15 protein-coding genes and 2 pseudogenes are annotated in these 17021 nt (G+C 69.5%); 12 read left to right on the top strand and 5 right to left on the bottom strand.

The window, feature by feature from the left end:
- The first annotated feature begins 120 nt into the window (after nt 1–120).
- The 3 genes from ACZ4YL_RS38380 to ACZ4YL_RS38370 are packed head-to-tail and all read left to right on the top strand — an operon-like array spanning nt 121 to nt 2447.
- Nucleotides 121–1635 (top strand): DEAD/DEAH box helicase, encoded by a 1515-nt coding sequence (locus ACZ4YL_RS38380; RefSeq protein ID WP_468122909.1) that lies wholly within the window; start codon nt 121–123, stop codon nt 1633–1635.
- A 46-nt stretch (nt 1636–1681) separates the two neighbouring features.
- A complete protein-coding gene (locus ACZ4YL_RS38375; protein ID WP_468122907.1) occupies nt 1682–2086 on the top strand; it encodes a CBS domain-containing protein in 405 nt (134 codons plus the stop codon).
- 49 nt (nt 2087–2135) lie between these two features.
- Complete coding sequence (locus tag ACZ4YL_RS38370) at nt 2136–2447, top strand: SCO5918 family protein (protein ID WP_468122906.1); 312 nt, start codon at nt 2136–2138, stop codon at nt 2445–2447.
- Between the two features lie 108 nt (nt 2448–2555).
- Here the strand turns inward: ACZ4YL_RS38370 and ACZ4YL_RS38365 are convergent, their stop codons facing one another.
- Nucleotides 2556–2915 carry a hypothetical protein gene (locus ACZ4YL_RS38365; protein ID WP_326588932.1) on the bottom strand — a complete coding sequence of 120 codons (360 nt, stop codon included), beginning with the start codon at nt 2913–2915 and terminating at the stop codon, nt 2556–2558.
- Nucleotides 2916–3903: 988 nt separating this feature from the next.
- On the opposite strand from ACZ4YL_RS38365, the gene ACZ4YL_RS38360 reads away from it, so the two are divergent.
- Both ACZ4YL_RS38360 and ACZ4YL_RS38355 read left to right on the top strand, forming a co-directional pair.
- Complete coding sequence (locus ACZ4YL_RS38360; protein WP_468122904.1) at nt 3904–4245, top strand: MerR family transcriptional regulator; 342 nt, start codon at nt 3904–3906, stop codon at nt 4243–4245.
- Nucleotides 4246–4526: 281 nt separating this feature from the next.
- Nucleotides 4527–5153 (top strand): FUSC family protein, encoded by a 627-nt coding sequence (locus tag ACZ4YL_RS38355; protein ID WP_468122902.1) that lies wholly within the window; start codon nt 4527–4529, stop codon nt 5151–5153.
- 69 nt (nt 5154–5222) lie between these two features.
- Here ACZ4YL_RS38355 and ACZ4YL_RS38350 read toward each other — a convergent pair.
- A pseudogene (locus tag ACZ4YL_RS38350) lies at nt 5223–5300 on the bottom strand (transposase); the annotation flags it as partial.
- Between the two features lie 701 nt (nt 5301–6001).
- Entirely contained in the window at nt 6002–7006 is a 1005-nt protein-coding gene (gene dhaK / locus ACZ4YL_RS38345; RefSeq protein WP_468122901.1) for a dihydroxyacetone kinase subunit DhaK, read from the bottom strand.
- A gap of 300 nt (nt 7007–7306) precedes the next feature.
- On the opposite strand from dhaK, the gene ACZ4YL_RS38340 reads away from it, so the two are divergent.
- The 4 genes from ACZ4YL_RS38340 (at nt 7307) to ACZ4YL_RS38325 (ending at nt 13393) form a co-directional block, all read left to right on the top strand.
- The gene (locus ACZ4YL_RS38340) at nt 7307–8155 is read left to right on the top strand and encodes an MIP/aquaporin family protein (RefSeq protein ID WP_468122899.1); all 849 of its coding nucleotides are present in this window, start codon (nt 7307–7309) and stop codon (nt 8153–8155) included.
- A gap of 83 nt (nt 8156–8238) precedes the next feature.
- Nucleotides 8239–9756, top strand: a complete 1518-nt coding sequence (glpK, locus tag ACZ4YL_RS38335; RefSeq protein ID WP_468122898.1) for a glycerol kinase GlpK — start codon at nt 8239–8241, stop codon at nt 9754–9756.
- A 48-nt stretch (nt 9757–9804) separates the two neighbouring features.
- Nucleotides 9805–11517 carry a glycerol-3-phosphate dehydrogenase/oxidase gene (locus ACZ4YL_RS38330; protein WP_468122897.1) on the top strand — a complete coding sequence of 571 codons (1713 nt, stop codon included), beginning with the start codon at nt 9805–9807 and terminating at the stop codon, nt 11515–11517.
- Between the two features lie 457 nt (nt 11518–11974).
- Nucleotides 11975–13393: an ATP-binding protein gene (locus ACZ4YL_RS38325; protein WP_468122956.1), complete on the top strand. Its 1419-nt coding sequence runs from the start codon at nt 11975–11977 to the stop codon at nt 13391–13393.
- 16 nt (nt 13394–13409) lie between these two features.
- Here the strand turns inward: ACZ4YL_RS38325 and ACZ4YL_RS38320 are convergent.
- A pseudogene (locus ACZ4YL_RS38320) lies at nt 13410–13741 on the bottom strand (TetR/AcrR family transcriptional regulator); the annotation flags it as partial.
- A gap of 53 nt (nt 13742–13794) precedes the next feature.
- The gene (locus ACZ4YL_RS38315) at nt 13795–14265 is read right to left on the bottom strand and encodes an Lrp/AsnC family transcriptional regulator (protein WP_468122896.1); all 471 of its coding nucleotides are present in this window, start codon (nt 14263–14265) and stop codon (nt 13795–13797) included.
- 94 nt (nt 14266–14359) lie between these two features.
- Between ACZ4YL_RS38315 and ACZ4YL_RS38310 the strand changes: the two genes are divergently transcribed.
- From ACZ4YL_RS38310 to ACZ4YL_RS38300, 3 genes are all read left to right on the top strand, one after another.
- Nucleotides 14360–15223, top strand: a complete 864-nt coding sequence (locus ACZ4YL_RS38310; RefSeq protein ID WP_468122895.1) for an LLM class flavin-dependent oxidoreductase — start codon at nt 14360–14362, stop codon at nt 15221–15223.
- Complete coding sequence (locus tag ACZ4YL_RS38305) at nt 15220–15648, top strand: nucleoside deaminase (protein ID WP_468122894.1); 429 nt, start codon at nt 15220–15222, stop codon at nt 15646–15648. Before ACZ4YL_RS38310 ends, ACZ4YL_RS38305 begins: the two co-directional genes overlap by 4 nt.
- 338 nt (nt 15649–15986) lie before the next feature.
- Complete coding sequence (locus ACZ4YL_RS38300) at nt 15987–16247, top strand: hypothetical protein (RefSeq protein ID WP_468122893.1); 261 nt, start codon at nt 15987–15989, stop codon at nt 16245–16247.
- Nucleotides 16248–17021: the final 774 nt, after the last annotated feature.

The raw sequence follows: 17021 nt of genomic DNA, 5'->3' as shown, positions 1-17021 counted from the left end.
ACAGAATCCCTGCAGTCCAGAGTCGCTTTCGCATTTCATTCGGCCCGTTCTTGCGATTCCCTGCGCTGCGTTTCCGCTGCGGGAATTCCTTGATACGTGCCGCATCAAGGAAGATTCTGAATGAACCCCACGCGTACGAACAACCGCTCCGCTCGCACCCGCAGCCGTACCAGCGCCCCCGCGTTCGGCTCCGCCGCCGGTTCCGGTCGGGGCAGCCGCTTCGCCTCCTCCGCCCCGAGCCGTTCGGGAGGTCCGAGCCGCTCCGGCGGCTACGGCCGCCGGCCCGCCGCGGTACAGGGCGAGTTCGCCCTGCCGAAGACCATCACTCCCGCGCTGCCCGCCGTCGAGGCCTTCGCCGACCTCGCCATGCCGGCCGAGCTGTTGGCTGCTCTCGGCGCGCAGGGCGTGACCGTGCCCTTCCCGATCCAGGGCGCCACCCTGCCCAACACCCTTGCGGGCCGTGACGTGCTCGGCCGCGGGCGTACCGGCTCCGGCAAGACGCTCGCCTTCGGCCTCGCCCTGCTGGCCCGGACCGCCGGGCAGCGCGCCGAGCCCCGCCAGCCGCTCGCCCTGGTCCTCGTCCCCACCCGCGAGCTGGCCCAGCAGGTGACCGACGCCCTCACCCCCTACGCCCGCGCCGTGAAGCTGCGCCTGACCACCGTCGTCGGCGGCATGTCGATCGGCAAGCAGGCCGGAGCGCTGCGCGGAGGCACGGAGGTCGTCGTAGCCACGCCCGGCCGGTTGAAGGACCTCATCGACCGCGGCGACTGCCACCTGAACCGGGTCGCGATCACCGTCCTGGACGAAGCCGACCAGATGGCCGACATGGGCTTCATGCCGCAGGTCACCGCCCTCCTGGACCAGGTGCGTCCCGAGGGGCAGCGGATGCTGTTCTCCGCCACCCTGGACCGCAATGTCGACCTGCTGGTGCGCCGGTACCTGACCGACCCTGTCGTGCACTCGGTGGATCCCTCGGCCGGTGCGGTGACCACGATGGAGCACCACGTGCTGCACGTCCACGGCGCCGACAAGCACCGGACAACCACGGAGATCGCGGCGCGCGAGGGCCGGGTGATGATGTTCCTCGACACCAAGCACGCCGTCGACCGGCTGACCCAGGACCTGCTGAACAGCGGTGTCCGGGCCGCCGCCCTGCACGGCGGGAAGTCGCAGCCGCAGCGCACCCGCACCCTCGCCCAGTTCAAGACCGGCCACGTCACCGTGCTGGTCGCGACGAACGTGGCGGCGCGCGGCATCCACGTCGACAACCTCGACCTCGTCGTGAACGTCGACCCGCCGACCGACCCCAAGGACTACCTCCACCGTGGCGGCCGTACCGCGCGCGCCGGCGAGTCCGGCAGCGTCGTCACCCTGGTCACCCCCAACCAGCGCCGCGACATGACCCGCCTCATGCAGGCCGCGGGCATCACCCCGCAGACCACCCAGGTCCGCTCGGGCGAAGAGGCCTTGAACCGGATCACCGGTGCCCAGGCCCCCTCCGGAATCCCCGTCGTCATCACCGCACCGGTCGTCGAACGCGCCAAGCGCAGCACGGCCTCCCGTGGCAGGCGTCGGCCCGCTTCGACGGTCCGGCGTGTGAGCGTGCGGCAGTCCGCCTTCGATGCGGCGGCCTGAGAACCACGTGATCAGGAAACTGACCCATCTCTGCAGGAGGCACGTTTTGACGCTGGTCCAGATGCAGCCCCGCTCCGCGAACGCCAACCCTGTGCACCGGACGGTGGGCGACACGATGGAGGCGGCCGGTCCACAGGTCTGTGACGACATGACGGTCGAGGTGGCCCTGGCTGTCATGGCCAGTGCCCGCGCGGGTCATCTGCTCGTCTGCGACGAGGACGGCCTGTGCACCGGGCTGGTCACCCAGGCCGGGCTCGCCACCGTCCGCGACAGCGCGGCGTACACGGACCAGGTCCGTCTCCGCGACCTTCTGGGAGACCGCGGGCCGGTCACCTCGCCCGTGACCACGATGGCCGAAGCCGAACACGCGATGCGCTACCGCCGGCTCGATGCCCTGCCGGTCGTCGATGACCAGGGCAGCGCTCTGGGCGTCCTCGCCCTTGCCCGCTGAACCGCCTCACCGCGGAACGACAGTCCCCTTCTACTTCCTGTGAGGCATCATGCGCTGTGTCATCGCCCGTTTCCCGTTCGACCTGACCAAGAGCGGTGTCCTGGAGTCGATGAAGGGCGTCAAGCCCGAGCAGGTCGTCGGCGAGTCAGTGACCATCGGGCGCCGTACCTACCCCGTCAAGCAGGTCGGTCAGGTCATCACCCGCCAGGACCGCCGTGACTTCAGCGCCGGTGAAGTCCTCCGGGCCATGAACCAGCTCGGGTTCACCTGCCGCGGCCTCCCCCGGGCCACCGTGCCCACGCGCGTCCTCAGCCCGCTCCAGCAGGCTTCCGCAATGCTCGGCATCCCGGTGACCGTCTGACGGACAGGACCGGCGCAAGCCGACACCCGAACAGCGAAGAGGGCCCGACCAGCAAGCGCGCTGGTCGGGCCCTCCCGCGTACCCAGGGGTTTCCTACGCGACGCCGGGTCAGTGGTCGGAGTAGCTGAAGTCGCCCATGGTCCAGGCGCTGACGTCCGCGATCGAGACGCGGTACATCCCGCCCGTCTCCGGGATCCCCACCGTGCCCTGAAGGATGCGGGCCACATGGAAGTGCAGATGGGTGGGCGGCCCCTCCCGGGGTGTCGTGGCGGTGAAGATGGCGGCGAACTCGCCCAGGCGGGCCGAGTCCGTCAGGACCTCCGACACCCGCTGCCTCCACACGGCCTCGGGAGCCAGCCGACCGGTGATGACAGCACCGCCGGTGACCACGGTCAGGGACATCTGATTGCTCTGCCCGGACTCCACCAAGGTGGCAACGTCAACGAGCAGCTCGTCAGGCTTCGACATGAGAGCCGATTTTATGCACCGGTCGTCCCGTCCTTTCGACCGGTAGCACTACCGGTCGAGAAGGGCACTGACCGTCTTCCCACCGGAGGCCCGACGGGTGACACCGGTTGCTCGGGCGATGCGGTGACCATGGGCCAGCCGAATCCACCGGTACGGCCGTACAGGACAGGGCGTCCGAGCCCCTGACCTGCTGTGCAGGCTGCTCTGCACAGCTGGTCCGACTGCGAAGGTCTAGCTCTCCTCGGCGGGCGCGAAAATCTGTGACGGCCGGAGTAGACATTGAGCGGTGGCGTGGTTATGGTTTCTCTCGTAGCCCAGAGAGACAGCAGGGCCTGGCAGAGACGAACTGCCGGGCAGCAGTACCCGCAGTTGCAGTGCGCATGACGGTGCGGTGGTGGAGTTCCGAAGCCAGGGTTGTTGCAGGACGGCGACGGGACTGACGACCGGACCGGGCGGCCCGCAGTGATCAGGGGCCGCCATGAGCAGTACGCAGTTAACGCAGTGGCAGTACCCGTAAGTGCAGTTCGCAGTACCCAGCAGTGAAGTAAGTGAGCAGCACCTCGGTGAAGGCGTCGGCTGCGGGCGCGCGCACCGGGAAGTTCGGCAGTGGGGTTCTAAGCCAGAGCAGACGCAGGACGGGCGACGGGGCTGGCTGCCGAAGAGTGGCGCTAGGTCAGGCCACCAGGAGTACGCAGTATGAGCAGTGCAAGCAGTAAGCAGTTGATCACCGAGGGAAGAACGGAGGAGCCGAGCACCATCAGGATCGCCCGGGCGGAAGCCTTGAGCCCGGGTACCGCAGGACATCGATAGCGAGGTGGTCTCCGGTCAAGCAACCGCGATCCCCGCACTCCCGGCAGCGTGTCGGCCGGGGCGGCGGAAACACAGGGTCGGCGCAGTATCAGGGCCGACAGATGGTGTAGTAGTTCCTTCGGGGCCCTGGTGCCGTACGGCACCAGGGCCCCTCCATGCGTTCCATGAGAGAGGTTCAATGACAGCAGACGACTCGTTCGGCCGTCTCGACGACGACGACTACCCCGCCTACACCATGGGCCGGGCCGCCGAGATGCTCGGCACCACCCAGGGCTTCCTCCGCGCCATCGGCGAAGCCCGCCTCATCACCCCGCTCCGCTCCGAGGGCGGCCACCGCCGCTATTCCCGCTACCAGCTGCGTATCGCCGCCCGCGCCCGTGAGCTCGTCGACCAGGGCACCCCCATCGAGGCCGCCTGCCGCATCATCATCCTCGAGGACCAGCTCGAAGAAGCCCAGCGCATCAACGCCGAATACCGCCGCGCCGCCGAATCAGCCGCGCCGCAGTCCTCGGCCTGTTAGGTGCCCGCCGGCATCGGCGTGCTGCGCGCCCAGGGGGCGGCGTTCGCGCAACCGCCCCGCTTCGGTCGTGATCGTCGGGTCGTGGCTGCAGGGTGGGTTGTGGGCGGAGTGCTATTCAGGCGCTGATGCTTCCGTGAGGTCCGCCCCGGCGTCAGCGCTGCGCGTGGCCTGATGGGTGCCGTGCCAGTCCAAGCACATGACCGTGGCGTCGTCCTGGTGCTGATCCCGCTGTTTCTCGCGTTCATGGTCATCGCCCCGCCGCCGTGGAGTGGCCACCGGCGTTGGACCGGACCAGCACCTCGTACCTGCTGTGGAACATGCTGTTCCTGGGAGGCGGGGCCCTGTGGGCGGCGCTGGTCTTCCCACCACTGCTGCGGAGACGGAAGATGCCGATGCCGCCGCGCCCCCAGCCGTGGACCCGGGCGGACACCCTCGCCTACACCGTCACCATCACCGTGCTGTGCACGGCGAGCACCCTGGGCGTCCTGATCTGGCGGCCCGGGTCCAACGGCGCCTGGCTGGTGGTGACGGTGCTGGCAGTGACCCAGTACGGCGGCGACGCATCCGTGAAACGGACCTTGGCCCGGATCGCTGGAACCGTCGTCGGGGCCACGATCGCCGGGATCGTCGCATCGGTCACCGAATCCGAGGCCGTCGTGCTGGGCATCGCCCTGGTCCTGGGCGTGATCCTCGTCATGGTCGCCCTCGGCCCGCACTCCTACCTCCTGTGGACGATCGTCGTAACCCCCACCGTCGTGCTGTTCACCGCGACCAGCATCGCCGATGTGCCCGTCACCGACGCGCAGCGGCTCGGCTTCACCCTGATCGGGGCAGCCCTCGTCCTGCTCGCTTCGGGAATCACCCTCGGGTGGGCGCACTACCAGCAGGCTCATCACCCGCCGGCTTGAGATGCCGATGGGTCACTGCTTGAGCCAGAGACGGATCGAAGCCACCGTTACCGTGCCGTGAAAGACGCTTCCGAACCGCTCCGGCAGATCCCGCCACGGCACACCCGTACGGATTCGGAACAGGATCCCGTTGATCACCATCCGGTGTACGTCCTCAACGACATCTTCCGGCTCGTCTACGGCGCCTGACCAAGAAGGCGGCGCGGCCTCCGCCCGCTTGCGGGAGCAACCCAGGCGGCAGCCGCCTGCCAGGGACGCCGACTTGCAGGCATTCCGGGCGGCTCACACCCCTCGTGGGCCACCATCATCAGGGGCGTGCCCCAACCGTGCCCTTAGGGGCGGTGAACAGCGGTCAGAACCGGTGCGCAGATGCAGTCCCGACAGAGGCGGCCAGGACGGGAAACAGCAGGCCAGAGCCCATTCGGGCCATCGGCGCGCCGTAGACTCCCAGGCTTATAGCGCGGGTTCGATTCCCGTCATCCGCTCTTGAACGAAGGCCCAGGTCACAGACCTGGGCCTTCTTCATTGTCTAGACCCATTCAGCCTTGCGGTCCCCTCCGCGCACGCCAACTCGCAGGAATGCCCTGCTCGGAGGGTCTTTCGCGCGCCGTGCACCACGCGAACGTGAGGGCGTCTTGTGTCGCTCCACGAAGCCGGGCACGTAACCGCCCACCCAGGTCCGCCAGTTCGCGACGACGGGCTCCGGCCCCTCGCCCTTGGAGCGACAGGAAAGACGCGCCGCGTCCGACACGCGGGCGGGCGCCCGCCGTTCGACAGAAGATCCGGCACACCGGTCGGAGCCCGTGTCCGGCTCCCGACGGATGCGCCGCGGGAGACCGCCTGGGGGGTCAGCGGCCCCAGCGCAGCGCTGCCGTCTGCACCGGCGCGTCCCACAGCCGCAGCATCTCCTCGTCGGCCCGGCACAGCGTCACCGAGCACCCCGCCATGTCCAGCGAGGTGACGTAGTTCCCCACGAGGGTCCGGGCCACCTGTACGCCCCGTGCCGCCAGCACCCGGGCCACCTCCGCGTGGAATCCGTACAGCTCCAGCAACGGCGTCGCGCCCATCCCGTTCACCAGGACCAGTACCGGCCCGTCGACAGGGGCCGCGTTCGCCATGTCGTCCAGCACGGAGCCCACCGCGACCTCCGCGATCTCCCCCGCCAGCATCATCGGGCGCCGCTCCCGGCCCGGCTCCCCGTGGATCCCGATGCCCAGCTCGAGCTCGCCGTCCGGCAGATCGAAGGTGGGACTGCCCTTGGCAGGCGTGGTGCAGGCGCTCAGCGCCACGCCGAAGCTGCCCGAGGCCTCGTTGACCCGCCGGGCGATGGCGGCGACCTGCTCCAGGGGAGCGCCCTCCTCCGCCGCCGCCCCGGCGATCTTCTCGACGAAGAGCGTGGCCCCCGTCCCCCGGCGCCCGGCGGTGTAGAGGCTGTCGGTCACGGCGACGTCGTCGTTCACCAGCACCCGCTCGACCCGGATGCCGTCCTCCTCGGCGAGCTCGGCGGCCATGTCGAAGTTCAGCACGTCCCCCGTGTAATTCTTGACGACGAACAGCACCCCCTGGCCGGAGTCCACGGCCTTGGCCGCCCGCACCATCTGGTCGGGCACGGGGGAAGTGAACACTTCGCCCGGACAGGCGGCGGACAGCATTCCGGGTCCGACGAAGCCCGCGTGCAAGGGCTCGTGTCCGGAGCCGCCGCCGGAGACGAGACCGACCCGCCCGCCCTGCCGTGCGTCCCGCCGTACGACGACCCGGGCCTCGGCGTCCACGTCCAGGTCCGGGTGGGCTGCGGCCAGCCCCCGGAGGGCGTCGGCGACCACGGTCTGCGGACTGTTGATCAGCATCTTCATCGTGTGCCTCCCGGTCGGAGCAGCGGCGGGTGCGCGGTCCGGCACCGTCACGGAACACCAAGCGCCGGGCAAGCGCGTCAGCGAGGGCACGCCATACGAACAGTGTGCTGCCACGCCGCGGACATCCGCGAGAGCTCGGGCGGCCGCCTCGGAGGAGGACCGGGAATCCGAAGCGGGCACCGGCCTCCGCGGGACCGGACCGCCCTCGCCTTTCCGGTACAGGCGACCCGTCTTACGCTGAACCGGGGGGGCTCGGGGCAGTCGAATGCCGGTCTTCGGACCGGCGGGAAGCGGGCACCCATGAAGGAGCGCCTCAAAGCGCATGGGCTGATCGGCGAACTCTCTGCCGAATTCGCCGGCACCATGATCCTCATCCTCTTCGGCTGTGGTGTCGTGGCCCAGGTGGTCGCCGGCGGAGCCCTGACGGACCCCGCGGGCGGCCTCGGAAACCACGACAGCATCGCCTGGGCCTGGGGTCTCGGCGTGACCCTAGGCGTCTACGTCGCGGCAAGGCTGAGCGGCGCCCACCTCAATCCCGCGGTGACCGTCGCCCTTGCGGCCTTCAAGGGATTCCCGTGGAAGAGGGTCGCCCCCTACGCGCTGGCGCAGGTAGCCGGAGCCTTCGTGGCGGCCCTGATCGTCCGCTGGAACTACACCGAGGCGCTGGCCAAGGCCGACCCAGGTCACACCATCAAGACGCAGGTCGTCTTCTCCACGCTCCCGGCCAACGGAAACACGAACCTGCCGGTGACCGAGTGGGGCGCACTGCGCGACCAGATCATCGGCACCGCGATCCTGCTCCTGCTGATCTTCGCGGTCACGGACCTGCTGGGCACGCCTCCCGGCGCCAACCTGGCCCCGTTCATCGTCGGTCTGATCGTCGTGGCCATCGGCATGGCGTGGGGCACCAACGCCGGGTACGCGATCAACCCGGCCCGTGACCTCGGCCCCCGTCTGGCCAGCTTCCTCACCGGGTACGGAGGGGCATGGAGAGATCAGTACGGGAACTTCTACTTCTGGGTGCCGATCATCGGCCCGTTCATCGGCGGTGTGCTGGGTGCGGGTATCTACAAGCTCCTCATCGGCCGGTTCCTGCCGACCGCCGAACCGGAGCCTCCCGGACGCGTACCGGCACCGGACGAGAGCTGACCTGATCCGGGACGGCCGGGCACCGCCCGTCCCGTCCCGGACGACAGCCCCACACACGGCATCCCAAGAGGAGGCGGCACCCCATGGCTGACTTCGTCGGCGCAGTGGACCAGGGGACCACGAGCACCCGTTTCATGATCTTCGACCACGCCGGCAACGAGGTGGCGCGGCACCAGCTGGAGCACTCCCAGATCCTCCCGCGCTCGGGGTGGGTCGAACACGACCCGGTGGAGATCTGGGAACGCACCAACTCGGTGATCCAGAACGCCCTGCGCCACGGAAACCTCGACGCCTCCGACCTGGCGGCCGTCGGCATCACCAACCAGCGCGAGACGACCGTCGTCTGGGACCCCCGCACCGGCCGCCCGTACTACAACGCCATCGTCTGGCAGGACACCCGTACCGACTCCATCGCAGCGGCACTGGAGCGCGGCGGCCAGGGCGACGTCATCCGCCGTAAGGCGGGGCTGCCACCGGCCACCTACTTCTCCGGCGGCAAGATCCAATGGATCCTGGAGAACGTCGACGGCGTGCGGGAGGCCGCCGAGCAGGGCCATGCCCTCTTCGGCAACACCGACTGCTGGGTGCTGTGGAACCTCACCGGCGGACCCGACGGCGGCGTCCACGCCACCGACGTCACCAACGCCAGTCGCACCATGCTCATGGACCTGGAGACCCTCGACTGGGACGACGAACTGCTCGGCTTCTTCGGCGTACCCAGGGCCATGCTGCCCACCATCAACCCGTCCTCCCACCCGGAGGCGTACGGACAGACCCGCACCTCCCGGCCGCTGCGCGAGGCCATTCCCATCACCGGTGTCCTCGGCGACCAGCAGGCGGCCACCGTCGGGCAGGTCTGCTACGCGCCCGGCGAGGCGAAGAACACGTACGGAACCGGCAACTTCCTGGTGCTCAACACCGGGACGGAACTGGTCCGCTCGCAGCACGGCCTCCTGACCACCGTGGCGTACCAGTTCGGCGACAGCCCCGCGATCTACGCCCTCGAAGGATCCATCGCGGTCACCGGCTCCGCCGTGCAATGGCTGCGCGACCAGCTGAAGATCATCGGTGACGCCGCCGAGAGCGAACGCCTGGCACGCACGGTCGAGGACAGCGGCGGCATGTACTTCGTCCCCGCCTTCTCCGGCCTGTTCGCCCCGTACTGGCGCTCCGACGCCCGCGGCGCGATCGTCGGTCTGGCCCGCTACCACGACAACGGACACCTGGCGCGAGCCACTCTGGAGGCCATCTGCTATCAGACCCGCGACGTGGTGGAAGCCATGGAGCAGGACTCCGGCGTCCACCTCGACGTGCTCAAGGTCGACGGCGGAGTCACGGCCAACGACCTGTGCATGCAGACCCAGGCCGACGTCCTCGGCGTGCCGGTCAGCCGTCCGGTCGTCGCCGAGACGACCGCGCTCGGCGCCGCCTACGCGGCCGGGCTCGCCACCGGCTTCTGGCGCGACACGGACGAACTGCGCACCCACTGGCAGGAGTCCAAGCGCTGGGCGCCCGAGTGGTCGGAGGAACGGCGCGCGGAAGGGTACGAGGGCTGGAAGCGGGCGGTGGAGCGCACGCTCGACTGGACCAAGGTCGAATAGGTTCCGGCCGATCCGGCCACGCGTGCCCGCAGCACTGAGGAGGAGACCATGGTCGATCCGGTGGCCCTCTCACCCCAAGCCCGCACGAAGTCCCTCGCCGACATGGGACGGGGCGAACTCGACGTCCTCGTCGTCGGTGGCGGCGTCGTCGGCAGCGGGGCCGCCCTGGACGCCGCCACCCGGGGCCTGAGCGTCGCACTCGTCGAAGCCCGCGACTGGGCCTCGGGTACGTCCAGCCGCTCCAGCAAACTCATCCACGGCGGCCTGCGCTACCTGGAGATGCTCGACTTCCGCCTCGTCGCCGAAGCACTCAAGGAACGGGGCCTCCTGCTCCGGTTCCTCGCCCCCCACCTGGTACGTCCGGTGCCGTTCCTCTACCCCCTGCGACACCGCGTCACGGAGCGCCCGTACGTCGGCAGCGGCGTGCTGCTGTACGACGCGATGGCCAGGGCCTCCGGCACCTCCGGCGGCCTGCCCATCCACCGCCACCTGAGCAGGCACCGGGCCCTGCGCGAGGCGCCCGCGCTGCGCTCCGACGCCTTGGTGGGCGCCATCCAGTACTGGGACGCCCAGGTCGACGACGCCCGGCACACCCTGTTCCTCGCCCGTACGGCCGCCTCGTACGGGGCACTGACCGCCAACCGCACCCGCGTCAGCCGCTTCCTGCGACAGGGCGAGCGGGTGGTCGGCGCCGTCGTCACGGACCTGGAGAGCGGCGACGAGACGGAGGTGCGGGCCAAGCAGGTCATCAACGCGACCGGGGTGTGGACGGACGACACCCAGGCCATGGCCGGCACCCGCGGCCAGTTTCACGTCCGCGCCTCCAAGGGCGTCCACCTGCTCGTCCCCCGTGACCGCATCAACTCCCGCACCGGTCTGATCCTGCGCACCGAGAAGAGCGTGCTGTTCGTCATCCCCTGGGGCCGGCACTGGATCATCGGGACCACCGACACGGACTGGACGCTCGACAAAGCCCACCCCGCGCTCAGCTCCAAGGACGTCACCTACCTGCTGGAACACGTCAACAGCGTCCTGGCCACCCCACTGGTCCCCGAGGACGTAGAGGGCGTCTACGCCGGCCTGCGCCCCCTCCTGTCCGGCGAGGCGGCGGAGACCAGCAAGCTGTCCCGGGAGCACCTCGTCGCCCATCCCGTGCCCGGACTCGTCGTGGTGGCGGGCGGCAAGTACACCACGTACCGGGTGATGGCTAAGGACGCGGTCGACGAGGCCGTCCGAGGCCTGGACGAGAAGGTTCCCGACTGCATCACGCACCGCGTCCCGCTGCTGGGCGCCGACGGCTATCCGGCGCTGTGGAACTCCCGACACCGGCTCGCTGGGCGTTCCGGGCTCCATGTCGCGCGCATCGAGCACCTCCTGAACCGCTACGGCTCCCTGGCGCCCGAACTGCTCGCCCTGGTGGCGGCCGACCCCGCGCTCGGCGAGGCACTGCCGAGCTCCGACGACTACCTGAGGGTCGAGGCCGTGTACGCGGTGACCCACGAGGGAGCCCGCCACCTGGAGGACGTCCTCGCCCGGCGCACCCGGATCTCCATCGAGTCCTGGGACCGCGGGGTGGACGCGGCGCCGACCGTGGCCCAGCTGATGGCGCCCCACCTGGGATGGGACCGGGCGCACCAGGACCGCGAGGTCGACCACTACCTCAAGCGCGTGGCCGCCGAGCGCGAGGCCCAGCAGCAGCCGGACGACCGGACCGCCGACGCGGTGCGGCTCGGCGCCCCCGACATCATCCCGGTGAACTGAACGGCCGCACGCCGGGGGGCCGCCACGGCGGACGCCGGGTAGCGGCGACACGTCCGTGCCCCAACCATGCCTTCAGGACGGTCAACAGCGGCTGGAACCGGATCCGGAAAAAGCGCCGGAAGGTGCGCGTTGGAGGCGGTTTTCGCAGGTCAGAAGCCATGCGATGGGTTTCCGGGCAGTAGATTCCCAAGCTTATAGCGCGGGTTCGATTCCCGTCATCCGCTCTTGAGAGAAGGCCCAGGTCAGCGACCTGGGCCTTCTCTGCTGTCTAGAGCTTTCAGAGGTGACCGCACCCTCCGCGCACCACAAGGGGCCGATCATCACAGCGAGTTGGGGCCAAGCGGCCGAATTCCCGACGTCCGGCAACACGGGGCGCCCGGCGGGCGAAACGTCCGACCCAATACCACCAGGCGCGATAGTATCGCTATCGATACTATCTTCGACGGGAGCGTACTGCATGCGTTTCATCGGGCGGGAGCGGGAGCTGCGGGTTTTGGGCGCGGCCTTCGACAAGGTCCGCGAGGCAGCCGGTTCGCAGAAGCCCGGCGAGTGCATCCTGCTGCGAGGGCGCCGTCGGGTCGGCAAGTCGAGCCTGGTCGAGGAGTTCCTGAGACGGGCCGAGGTCCCCTACCTCTTCTTCACGGCAGCAGGGGGATCAGCCGAGGATGAGCTGACGGAGCTGCTCGAAGCCGTCGCTTCCTCCACCCTGCCGGAGCGGTCGCTGTTCGCCGAAGAGGCTCCAACCCAATGGAACGCCGCGTTCCGGCTGCTTGCGCAGATCCTGCCCGACGACAGCCCGAGCGTGGTCGTGATCGACGAAGTCCCGTACCTCATGGACCGGATCGACGCCTTCGAAGGCATGCTGCAGAGAGCGTGGGACCGGCTACTCAGCCGCAAGCCGGTACTCCTGCTGCTCGTCGGCTCCGATCTGTCGATGATGGAGGCTCTGAACAGCTACGACCGGCCCTTCCACCAGCGCGGACGCGAGATGGTGCTCGGGCCGCTCAATCCCGCTGACATCGGCGACATGATCGGCCTGGAACCGGCGGCCGCATTCGATGCCGCCCTGGTGACCGGCGGACTGCCGCTGATCTGCGCCGAGTGGCAGCGGGGGGCCTCGCTGTGGGAGTTCCTCCGCGCCTCGCTCGACAATCCCATCTCCGCACTCCTGGTCTCCGCCGAACGCTCACTGGCCGCCGAGTTCCCTCCCCAAGCGATGAGCCGGGAAGTGCTGCGTGCCATCGGGAGCGGCGAGCGCACGTTCACAAACATCGCCCGGGCGGCCGGCGGCATCGCCCACACCACCCTCACCAGGGCCACGGACGTCCTGACGGAGAAGCGCGTGGTCGCGGCCGAACTGCCCGTCTCCCTCCGCCCATCCAAGGAGCGCCGCTATCGGGTGGCCGACCCGTATCTCCGCTTCTGGCTGGCGTTCCTGGATCCGCACATGGCGGAGATCGAACGTATGCGCGGCGATCTGACCCTGAGCCGGATCAAAGAACAATGGACAAGCTGGCGAGGCCGGGCCATCGAGCCGGTCGTCCGCGAATCCCTCGCCCGCCTCCTACCCGACGGCAACCTGCCCGCCGCCTCGGCCATCGGCGGGTACTGGACGCGCAGCAACGACGTCGAGATCGACCTGGTCGGCGCCGACCGCCAGCCGGTGGCCAAGCAACTGCTCTTCCTCGGGTCGGTCAAGTGGCTGGAGAACTCGGCCTTCGGCAGCCACGATCTCGCCGCACTGCACAAACATCGGGCAGCGGTCACCGACGATCCCGTGCCGCTGATCGCGGTGTCCCGCAGCGGCGTCAGCTGCGCCGGACTCCAGGCAACGTACGGCCCGGACGAACTGCTCACCGCATGGCGCGGAAACTGAACAGCCGCATTGGGCCCTACTCGGCCGCCGGTGTCTCGGCGGTCGCGAAGATCCGGTCCAGGTGGTGCTGGAGTACCGCGATGGCAGACTCCGGACTCCGCTGGACCACGAGGATGCTGGTGCCCATGGTCGCCGTCATCGCGAGCAGGCTGATCGCCTCCGTGCGCGCGTCGATGCCGGGATCGGCCAGGTCCGAGGCCTGGGTCTGTTCGAGCAGGCCGGTCAGGGCGTTCTCCGAGGCGTCGGGGTTGTCGATGAACGGCTGGGCGGCCAGCGCCTCATCGGTCACGGACAGGACGAGTAGGAGCTGTAGAGGAGATGGAAGGTCCGGCGCTCGTTGGTCGGCGGTCTCGGGCCGCCTTGCCCGGGCCGGCTCCGGCGTCCGCGTGCCGCATTGACGCCTACCCGACGGTATTCGCCCGAGGCTCTCGCGGGCCGCGGAACGGCAGCGTCCGGCTGAGGACGAGGTTGGTGGTCGTGCTCCCGAACTGGGCCAGCGCGTCGACGATCTCCTCCAGGTGGGCCATCGACCTGGTCGCCACCTTCAGGACGTAGCAGTCGTCCCCCGTGGTGCGCAGGCACTCCAGGACCTCCGAGCGCTCCTCGAGCAGCCGGCGCAACGGCTCGTGCCGGGTCCCCGGCCCTGGATATTTCAGCCGAACCACCGCCAGTACCGCGTAGCCGGTCCGTTCCAGGTCCACCTCCGCCCGGTACCCCGCGATCACCTCGGCCGCCTCCAACCGCCGCACCCGCTCCTTCGTCGCCGACGCGCTCAGGTTCACCCGCCGTGCCAGCTCCGTGAACGCGATCCGACCGTCCCGTTGGAGTTCGGCCAGGATCGCCCAGTCCGTCGCATCAAGACTCTCGGTCATCCGCCCAGAATACCGGCGGATCCACGGTCGAAACGCTTCTGAACAGGCGGGAATTACTTCTGGAGGCCCGTACGGCGTGGCTAGGCTCGGCGTTGTGAAGATCGGAGTCAACGTCCTCAATTTCGGCCCCGGCACCGACCCGGGAGTCCTTCGAAGCTGGGCCCAGACCGTCGAGGGCCTGGGCTTCGACCTGCTCATGGTCTCGGACCACGTCGCCATCACGCCCGACGTCGCCGAGCGCTATCCGGCACCCTTCTACGAGCCCTTCACCACCTTGTCCTGGCTGGCCGGCCTCACCACCCGGGTCCGGCTCGGCACGACGGTCCTCATCACTCCCTACCGGCACCCGCTGCTCACCGCCCGGATGGCAGCCAACCTGGATGAACTGAGCGGGGGTCGGCTGGTCCTCGGCGTGGGAGTGGGCTGGGCGCGGCAGGAGTTCGCCGCCCTCGGAATCCCGTTCGAACGGCGTGGACGACTGACCGACGACCACCTGCGGGACATGCGGACGGCCTGGGCGGACACCGCCTCCTATGGAAACCGCAGGATCCCGGTGTGGGTCGGCGGCAACAGCGACGCGGGGCTGCGCCGAGCCGTGCGACTCGGGGACGCATGGCATCCGCTGCGCTGCACCATGCCGTGGCTGCGCGAAGCCGCGGAAAGACTGAGGGCGTCGGCGGACGAGCAGCACCTCCCCGTGCCCGCCCTGGCCCCCCGCATCGCCCTCAAACTGACTGCGGCACCAGTCAGCGGGCCGCAACGACTCGCCGGCGAGGGCACGATCGACCAAATCATGGACGACCTCGACCAACTGCGGCTGCTGGGTGCCGATGCCGTCGTCCTCGACCCTTACGACGGCGACCCCCGCAAGACCTGCCACCCGCAGGCGGTTTGGCAGGCACTCGCCACGGTGGCCGCGCACTTCTACCCACCCCGCACCAGAACGGAGCAGTCATGACCACACCCGTCGACCACGCCTTCCTCCGGCGGGCCATCGCGCTCGCCGCCAAGGCACGCGCGGGCGGTGACCCGCCGTTCGGGTCGCTGTTGTCGGGACCGGACGGGGCGGTTCTGGCAGAGGAGCACAACACGACCCGCACAGACAGGGACATCACCGCGCACCCGGAACTGAAGCTGGCGAGATGGGCCGCAAGGGAGCTGGACGCGGCCACGGCGGCGGAAACCACGATGTACACCAGCTGCCAGCCGTGCGAGATGTGCGAGGCCGTCATCCAACAGGCGGGCCTGCGGCGGGTGGTGTTCGCCCTGTCCAACGAACAGCTCCTGGACATCAGGCCGGGCAGCGGCCGACCGCCCGTGCCGCAGGACGGCCCCACGCTGCTCGACGAGGTGCGAGCCGTGATCGAGGGGTACTACCGCTGACCGTCTGGCATCGCGGCCATCTCCCGGCTCCTCCGTCGAGGCTGCTGGAGCTGTCTGGCTCGGCACGTATGCCGGGATGGCGGCAGCGGCACCGCGGCCGTCGAGTTCACGTCGCCGGCCGACCTGGTCGGGCTCTTCCCTGAAGCTGGTGGCCGACATCAAGAGGATGGAGATCGTAGAAGGTGAAGCTTTCGGACAGCCCCGCGAGCTTCCGCGCCTTCCCCCTCTGCCCGAACGCCGTTCGGCGGAGGGCGCACCCCGCGTCAGCGCCAGTGCGGGATCCGTACGCCGGCGGACGGCTCCACCGGGCCAACGTCCTTCTCTTCGCGAGCCGCCTCATGGTCGACCTGGCTCGCAAGGACTTCCGCGAGGAGCGCGCCGAGGGCGAGCTGGGCTGGGAGAAGGACACGCAGGAGGACCTGCTCGGCCTCGGCGAGGAAGCCTTCCTCCGCTTCCGGCCGCCCACCCCCGGCAAGAACATCGCCGCGCAGGTCGCCTTCCGCCTCAGCAACATGGTGATCTCCCTCGCCTACGCCCGTAGCGACGACAACCGGCAAGCCACGCGCGAAGCAGTCAGTGCTGCGAATGGCCTCGACTGAAGTTCAGCGCGGTGTTCAGGGCCGGGGCGCCCCAACCCGCCACGTCTAAGGGCCCGTGCCCATCCATGCCCAGAGGAGCAGTCAACAGCGGTCAGATCCGGTGAGAAGAGGCCCTCCCGACGGCCCTCACCTGGGCACATACACGCAGGCCAGAAGGCATGTGGATCACCGGCGCGCCGTAGAGTCCCAAGCTTATGGCGCGGGTTCGATTCCCGTCATCCGCTCCACGACAAAGCCCCAGGTCACAGACCTGGGGCTGTTTGTTGTCCAGATCTCTTCGAGCCCGCGTGCCGTTCGCGTGCCATAAGTACCGCAACGGGGCGTCAGATTGGACGCCGAGTGGTCGCTGACGGCCCCCTCACCACCCCTGTTCGTCACCTCCGCCGGGCCGCTCCGGCCGGAGCCGCGAGCGGGGGAACGATCCTGTGGACGGTGGCGGTCGCGCTGGTGCCCGGCCCCGATCCACCGGCGTGCGCCGGCTGCGGACGTTGGCGCCGATGTCGGTGGCGAGGGTGTTGCCCGTGTGCCGCAGGTCGTAGAAGCGGAACAGCTTCCGGGCGGCGTCCCGGTTGTCCATCACCAGCAACGCCGCACAAGTGCCCGCGCCGGTCAGGACCTCGAATTCTGTGGATCAGCGATGGCCCGGGCGTAGGGGCGGGAGGGAAGATCGTGATTCTCTCGGCTCGCCTCGGGGCCAGGAGCTACTGTCGCGACAAGCCCTCGCTGGTCAGGCGTGCTCGTCCGATGGCTGCCGGGCAGGCTGGACCGACCAGC

The organism is Streptomyces sp. NPDC030021 (assembly GCF_055574035.1).
The sequence above is the reverse complement of the archived record's forward strand: the minus strand, read 5'-3'. Positions and strand labels throughout refer to the sequence as shown.